6 protein-coding genes are annotated in these 6,990 nt (G+C 60.9%); 4 read left to right on the top strand and 2 right to left on the bottom strand.

Annotated elements, in window-relative coordinates; translation table 11 throughout:
* Window positions 1-335 precede the first annotated feature (335 nt).
* A complete protein-coding gene (locus AB5750_RS07140) occupies window positions 336-1,028 on the top strand; it encodes a GntR family transcriptional regulator (protein ID WP_368146248.1) in 693 nt (230 codons plus the stop codon).
* Between the two features lie 395 nt (window positions 1,029-1,423).
* On the opposite strand, the gene eda is transcribed toward AB5750_RS07140, so the two are convergent.
* On the bottom strand, window positions 1,424-2,065 hold the full coding sequence (eda, locus tag AB5750_RS07135) for a bifunctional 4-hydroxy-2-oxoglutarate aldolase/2-dehydro-3-deoxy-phosphogluconate aldolase (RefSeq protein ID WP_368146246.1): 642 nt from the start codon (window positions 2,063-2,065) through the stop codon (window positions 1,424-1,426).
* Between the two features lie 255 nt (window positions 2,066-2,320).
* On the bottom strand, window positions 2,321-3,355 hold the full coding sequence (locus AB5750_RS07130) for a PfkB family carbohydrate kinase (RefSeq protein WP_368146245.1): 1,035 nt from the start codon (window positions 3,353-3,355) through the stop codon (window positions 2,321-2,323).
* Window positions 3,356-3,590: 235 nt separating this feature from the next.
* Between AB5750_RS07130 and AB5750_RS07125 the strand changes: the two genes are divergently transcribed.
* From AB5750_RS07125 to AB5750_RS07115, 3 genes are all read left to right on the top strand, one after another.
* Window positions 3,591-4,613: a LacI family DNA-binding transcriptional regulator gene (locus AB5750_RS07125; RefSeq protein ID WP_368146244.1), complete on the top strand. Its 1,023-nt coding sequence runs from the start codon at window positions 3,591-3,593 to the stop codon at window positions 4,611-4,613.
* 134 nt (window positions 4,614-4,747) lie between these two features.
* Window positions 4,748-6,085 (top strand): glutamine synthetase family protein, encoded by a 1,338-nt coding sequence (locus tag AB5750_RS07120; RefSeq protein ID WP_195361716.1) that lies wholly within the window; start codon window positions 4,748-4,750, stop codon window positions 6,083-6,085.
* A gap of 50 nt (window positions 6,086-6,135) precedes the next feature.
* Window positions 6,136-6,798 carry a response regulator transcription factor gene (locus AB5750_RS07115; protein ID WP_118256204.1) on the top strand — a complete coding sequence of 221 codons (663 nt, stop codon included), beginning with the start codon at window positions 6,136-6,138 and terminating at the stop codon, window positions 6,796-6,798.
* Window positions 6,799-6,990: the final 192 nt, after the last annotated feature.

Below are 6,990 nucleotides of genomic sequence, written 5' to 3'. Positions count from 1 at the left end.
GCTCCTGTGCGAATTGAAGGGAGCGCTCCCGCAAACTGCCTATTGACAACTTATAGGAGCGTCGGTTTTGTTTTCGCACTTTTCAGCATGGTCTGGGCTCTCCGCGTTAACGTAGTAGATGGGCCCCTTTTGTGGCAAGGGGCCGACCTGCGGGCCAGGGTAGCTAAAAGAGCCCCGTCCCAAAAAGACTGTTGGAAGTTGCGGTGGAATAGTTCCTGTTTTTGCAGCTGAAGGCTTTGAGCAGGAACTATTCCACCGCAACTTATGAGGGGGCGGGGGATGCGATAGTATTGCATGGTGGTATTCGACTAACCGAGGGTTTATCCGAGGGCTTTATGGAACAGCACCAGCATTATCAGAGCCTGCAAGATCAGGCATACAACGCATTGCGCTCTAAGATCATCTATGCCGAGCTCAAGCCCGGCACGCGCCTTTCGGCGATTGGTCTGGAAAAGGAGACGGGAATCGGGCGCACGCCCATTCGCGAATCCTTTGTGCGCCTGCGTGAGCAGGAGCTGGTGGAAACGCGTCCCAAAAGCGGCACCTATGTCTCGAAAATCAGCATGGAGCGCGCCGAGAACGCCTGCTTTTTGCGCGAGAAGCTCGAGAGAAGCGTGCTTATTAAATGCTGTTCGGCCGCCACGCCCGAGCAAAAGCAGCGGCTTGAGCAGATTCTTACCGAGTCCGAGTCGCTCGACCATGGCGAAACGCGCCGCTTCTTTGACCTGGATAACCTGTTCCATGAGACATGTTTTGAGATTGCTGGTCGTCACATGTTGTGGGATTGGATGAAGAGCATCAACACGCATTTTGAGCGATACAACTGGTTGCGCATGGTGTCGCAGGATCTGGATTGGGAGCCGATTCGTCGGCAGCATCGCCGGATTCTCGAGGCCATTAAGGGGGGCGATACCGACACGGCGAGCTATCTGGCAGAGACGCACTTGCACCTGATGCCCGAGGAGCAGGGCCCGGTTATCGCCGTGCATCCCGACTATTTTGAGCTGTCCAAAGACTCGTTCATCTAATCAATCCCCATATAAAGTTGCGGTGAAATAGGGACTGTTTTGCGGCCTAGGTGGCGCAAACAGTCCCTATTTCACCGCAACTGCGTTGGGGCGTAACCGGGGCACAAAAAAGCTGCGGCGCCGCTTGGAGGAAAAGACCGGAAGCAAGGGTCCATTCCTCCAGACGGCGCCGCAACTGTTTTGATGGCTCGGCTTTTACCGAAGTGGCTCAGTTGGACGCGGTTGCCAACCGAGTAAGTAAAGCGGCTCGGGGGCGTGTCGCTTCCGTCACGTTCTATCAGCATACAAGACGGTTTCGGTTCTTGTTCGTGACGGAAACGGCGCGCTTCCGAGCCGCTTTAAAAGAAAGGGGACGAGGTCTAGGGCACGCCCCCTTTCACGATAGAGAGCTAAACCTAGCCGCGGACCTTCTTGACGACGTCCATGGCCTCGCGGGCAATCTGCTCGACCTTGGAGAAGTCGCCGTCGGCAAACAGGGCCGGCTTGACCATCCAGGTGCCACCGCAGGCGATGATGGCGGAGGAGCTCAGGTACTCCTCGACGTTGGCAGTGCTCACGCCGCCGGTGGGCATAAAGCGGTGACCGACAAACGGAGCGGCGAGGGCCTTGATGGTGTTCAGGCCGCCATACTGGGACGCGGGGAAGAACTTGGTGACCTTGAGGCCCAGGTTCTCGGCTGCGGTGACCTCGGAGGGGGTCACGGTGCCGGGAAGGACGGGCAGGTCGATGTCGATACAGTGCTTCACGACGTCCTCGTTGTAACCCGGAGAGACGATGAACTTGGCACCGGCTGCGCGGGCCTGCTCAACCTGCTCGACGGTCAGGACAGTGCCGGCGCCGACGCACATCTCGGGCTCGGCCTCGGCCATAGCGGCGATGCCCTCGGCGGCGCAGGCGGTGCGGAAGGTGACCTCGGCGGACTTCATGCCGGCTGCCATAAGGGCGTGGGCGAGCGGAGCGGCGTCCTCGACCTTGTCGAGCACGACGACCGGCACGATACCCAGGGACTCAAGCGTGGTGTAGAACTGATCGAACATGATGTTCCTTTCGATGTGTGGCGCGCACGGGCGCGTGGTTGCCAAATGTGCTGGTCAGGAGCCGATTCTGGATTGGTTATCGGAGGCACTGCTTGGGGTCACAAGCAATTCCAAAACCGGCTGCTCGACCAGTCATGTAGGGAATGCCAGGCAAAACCGGAATGGGACTGGTGGCTTTGCCCGACCGGAGGAATCGGGGAGCGGGCTGCAGAGGTATGGGTATGGAAAACTGCAGTCCGCGGAATGGGGAACGAATTAACGGGCGACGCGGGTGCCACCGTCGGCGGCGTTTGCCACGGCGGCAATCTCGTCAGCAGTCACCAGGTTGGAATCGCCCTTGATGGTGAGCTTGAGGATCGAGGCCGCAATGGCGTAGTTGATGGCAGCCTGCGGGTCAAAGTCGTTGATAAGGGCATGGACGAGTCCGGCGTTGAAAGCATCGCCGGCAGCAACGCCCTCGAGCACGTGTACGTCGTGAGCAGGGGAGAACCAGTGCTCACGACTCTCGGCGTCAAAGAGCATGCCCATCCAGACGGAGCGCTCGACGCAGGAGATGTTGCGGACGACCGAGGCGACCTTCTTGCAGCCGTACTCGGCGCAGATCTGACGGGCCATCTCGACGTAGGTGTCGCGTTCCTCGATGCCGTGGGCGAGGGAACCAGAGACGCAGGTCATGCCGAGGCCGGCAGGCGCGTCCTCGTCGTTGGCGATGCAGATGTCGACGAGCGGCAGGAGTTCCTTTATGGTGGCCTGCGACTTCTCGGGCGACCACATCTTGCCGCGATAGTTCACGTCGCACACGGTGGTGATGCCCTTGGCACGGCAGGCGGTGAGCGCATCCTTGCAGGCGGCGGCCATCTCATCGGAGACGGCGGGGGTCACGCCGGAGAAATAGAAGACATCGATGCCCTTGAGAATCTCGTCCCAGTCAAAGACGTCGCGCTTGGCCATGTTGATGGCAGAGTACTTGCGGTCGTAGACGCAGCCGTTGCCGCGCTGCGAGGCGCCGACCTCAAAGACATAGGAGCCCAGGCGATCGCCCTGACGCACGACGCGCGTTGTGTTGACGCCGTAGGCCTTCAGCGAGCGCAGGGCGCACTCGCCTAGGCGGTTGGCTGGAACAACGGAGACGTAAGCGGCCTTGTCGCCCTGGTAGGCCAGGGAAAGCGCGGTGTTGGCCTCGGCGCCGCCATAGCGAACGTCAAACTCGGTCGCCTGCTCAATGCGCAGATGGTCTTTGGGCGAGAGCCTCATCATGATCTCGCCGAAGGTAAGAACCGTTTTACCCATGGTCGCGCAGCTCCTTCTTGCTCGTGCGTACACCTTTGATATGGCGTTGGCACGGAGGTGCCAAGACGGTAGGGTGCATCTTTGCACCACCGTGCCAACGCTTGCCGAAATCGGTTTACGAAATCGGTTTCGTTTCGAGTTGTAGTATACTCACCTACAGCGTTTTGCAAGCGAGATTTTTAAAAAAATGCCTAAAATGGCTCAGGCTGCCGACAATGGGGAAACGGGGTGCGCCATGGCGCAGATGAGAATCAAGGACATTGCCGCCGAGGCGGGCGTGAGCCCGGCCACGGTCTCGCGCTATCTCAACAACCGCCCCGGGCAGATGACCGAGGAAACCCGCGCTCGCATCGCGGCGGTTATCGAGCGCACCGGCTATCGCCCACGTGCTGCCGCGCGCAATCTGCGCAGCTCGCGCACCAACCTCATCGGTGTGATCCTGGCCGACATCGCCAACCCGTTCTCGAGCGCCATGCTCGAGGGCCTTTCCGCCAGTGCCGCCGCGCGCGGCTGCTCGCTCATGACGGCCATTAGCGGCAACGATCCCGCCAAGGAGGCCGAGTCGCTCACCAGACTTATCGATGCCGGCGTGGACGGCCTGGTCGTCAACACCTGCGGAGGCAACGACAAGGCGATCGCCGCGGCCGCGGGGCGCCTGCCCGTTGTGCTGCTCGACCGCGACGTTGCCGACGCCGGTGTCGATCTGGTGACATCTAACAACCGTGAGCTGGTCGCCGGCCTGGTAGACGCCTTGACCGCCGCTGGCAGCGAGCGCCTGTGCCTGCTCACCGAGGCGAGCGACGACAGCCCCGTGCGTCGCGAGCGCGCCGAGGCCTTTACCGACGAGCTGTCGCGACGCGGCCTTGCCGGCGAGGTTGTCACCTTGGCCGATGGCGGTGCCACGGGCGTTGGTCGCTTGGACGAGACCATCCGCGGCTATGCAGGCAAAAAGCTCGGCCTCATTGCCGTCAACGGCCTAGTTTTCCTGCGTCTGACCGAGGCGCTGGCGCAGCTTGGTCCCTCGCTGCCGGCGGGGCTCAAGATCGCGACGTTTGACGACTACCCTTGGAACCATGTGCTCTTTGGCGGCGTCACCACGGCCGCGCAGGATACCCTCACCATTGCCGAGCGCGTGGTCGAGTGCCTGTCCGAGCGCATCGACATCGTTACCACTACGGTGGGCGATGCCGCAAAGCTCGCCCCCAAGCGCATCGAGATCCCCGGCCACATCGAACACCGCGCCTCGACCTCGCGCTAATCATTCGTTCGTGACGGCCTGTTCGAGCACGTTTTTTGAGCGCTTGATACGCTTTAACCCTGCGGAAACATTTTTCTGCGATAGTATCTGCGATATAGACCAGTCGAAACCCGCCCGAAAGAAAGGGGAGCGACATGAACCAGCAGAACATCGATTACGTACTCCGCTCTGTAGAGCAGCGTGACATCCGCTTTGTGCGTCTGTGGTTTGTCGACATTCTCGGCCGCCTCAAGAACTTTGCCATTAGCCCCGAGGACCTCGAGGTCGCTTTTGAGGAGGGTATCGGCTTTGACGGCTCGGCCATCGAGGGCTTTGCCACGCCCGAGGAAGCCGACATGCTGGCGTTTCCCGATGCTTCGACCTTCCAGATTCTGCCGTGGCGCCCGAGCCACAACGGCGTTGCCCGTGTGTTCTGCGACGTGTGCACTCCCGATTGCAAGCCCTTTGCCGGCGACCCGCGCGATGCCCTGCGCCGCATGTTCCGCAAGGCCGAGAAGGCTGGCTATCTGCTCAACGTGGGCGCCGAGCTGGAGTATTACTACTTCCCCGACGAGCACACCCCTGAGCCGCTCGACAATGTGGGCTACTTCGATCTTTCGGTGAGCGATGCCGCTCGCGACCTGCGTCGCAACACGGTCCTCACGCTCGAGAAGATGTCCGTGCCCGTGGAGTACACCTTCCACGCCGCCGGTCGCTCGCAGCACGGTATGAGCCTGCGCCACGCCGAGGCCCTGAGCATGTCCGACGCCATCACCACGGCCAAGCTCATCATTAAGCAGCAGGCTTACGAGAGCGGGTGCCACGCCTCCTTTATGCCCAAGCCGCTGGCGGGCGAGGACGGCAGCGCTATGTTCCTGTGCCAGTCGCTATTCGACCACGACGGCAACAACGTCTTTTGGGGCGAGGACGACGAGAAGTATCACCTCTCCGATATCGCCAAGCACTACATGGCCGGCATTCTGGCACACGCGCGCGAGATCAGCGCTATCACTAACCCCACGGTCAACTCGTACAAGCGCATCACCACGGGCGGCGATTCCGTGCCGCAGTACGCCACGTGGGGCCTGCGCAACCGCGCGAGCATGGTCCGCATTCCGGTCTACAAGCCCGGCAAGCAGCTGTCCACGCGCATCGAGCTTCGTAGCCCCGACCCCATGGCCAACCCGTACCTGGTCAACGCCGTCACGCTGGCGGCTGGTCTGGACGGCATCGAGCGCAAGCTGGAACTCCCGCCCGAGGCAACGGCCGAGACGCTCAAGCTTACCGACCGTCAGATGCTCGAGGCCGGCTACACGCCGCTGCCGCGCTCGCTCAAAGAGGCGCTCGACGTGTTTGAGGACTCGCAGTTTATGAAGGATGCCCTCGGCGAGCACATCCACAGCTTCTTCCTCAAAAAGAAGCGCGACGAGTGGCATAAGTTTGAGTCTACGATCACCGAGTGGGAGATCAAGCACTACCTGGCGAACTCCTAATCGCGCTGGCTTGTTCCAGTACGATTGAGCTCATTTCCTTGGAGGCCGATATGTCCGAAAAGAGTGCCCTGTTCATGGCGCGCACGACGCGCTTCCACGAGTTTGCCCGCAGCTTGACGACCACCCTGGGTGTCGAGGTGAGCCTGGCAACCCCCGATTCGCCGACTGCGGCGCACGACTTTGACCTGCTGATTCTCGATTCCGATGGCATCCGCAGCGACCGCATCGATCAGATTGCCAAGTGGCTTGACGATCGTGGCGGCGTCCCCATGTTGGTGATTGTCGACGACGAGGCGCTCGGTACCCTGCGTCTGCCGAATCACGCGCATGCCGACTTTGTATGCCCCACGGCGACGCCCAACGAGCTCAAGGCTCGCGCGCAGCGCCTGATGGGCGAGGAAGAGACCGTCGCCGCCGACGATGTGCTCAATATCGATAACCTCGAGATCAACCTGGCTACCTACCAGGTGACGCTCGATAACGAGCCTATCGACCTGACGCTGATGGAGTACTCGCTGCTGAGCTTTTTGGCGACGCATCCCAACCGTGCCTACAGCCGCGAGGTGCTGCTGCACCGCGTGTGGGGCTTTGAGTACTGCGGCGGCACGCGCACCGTCGACGTGCACATTCGACGCATCCGCTCCAAGGTGGGCCCGCAGATCGCGGCGCACATCACCACCGTCCGTGGCGTGGGTTATCTGTTTAAGGACTAGATTTCCACCACAAAGGGGACAGGCACCTTCGTGGTGGTTTTGCCGCATGCGTGGATCCCTTTCGAGTTTGCAGCAGAACTTAAGCCTTCCTAAAAGATTGCGTTCTCATACACGTTCGCCCGCATATTGGGGTACAACTCAACGTGAACAATGATGGCCCGCCACATGTTTGGCGGGCCTTTGGTTATTTGA

It is taken from the genome of Collinsella aerofaciens (assembly GCF_040926185.1).
Classification (GTDB): domain Bacteria; phylum Actinomycetota; class Coriobacteriia; order Coriobacteriales; family Coriobacteriaceae; genus Collinsella; species Collinsella aerofaciens_BC.
This window is presented reverse-complemented; position numbering and strand designations above follow the sequence as displayed.

Coding starts and splice junctions, on each gene's coding strand:
- eda (WP_368146246.1), bottom strand. CDS start 2,065: ATGTTCGATCAGTTCTACACCACGCTTGAGTCCCTGGGTATCGTGCCG.
- AB5750_RS07115 (WP_118256204.1), top strand. CDS start 6,136: ATGTCCGAAAAGAGTGCCCTGTTCATGGCGCGCACGACGCGCTTCCAC.
- AB5750_RS07130 (WP_368146245.1), bottom strand. CDS start 3,355: ATGGGTAAAACGGTTCTTACCTTCGGCGAGATCATGATGAGGCTCTCG.
- AB5750_RS07125 (WP_368146244.1), top strand. CDS start 3,591: ATGGCGCAGATGAGAATCAAGGACATTGCCGCCGAGGCGGGCGTGAGC.
- AB5750_RS07140 (WP_368146248.1), top strand. CDS start 336: ATGGAACAGCACCAGCATTATCAGAGCCTGCAAGATCAGGCATACAAC.
- AB5750_RS07120 (WP_195361716.1), top strand. CDS start 4,748: ATGAACCAGCAGAACATCGATTACGTACTCCGCTCTGTAGAGCAGCGT.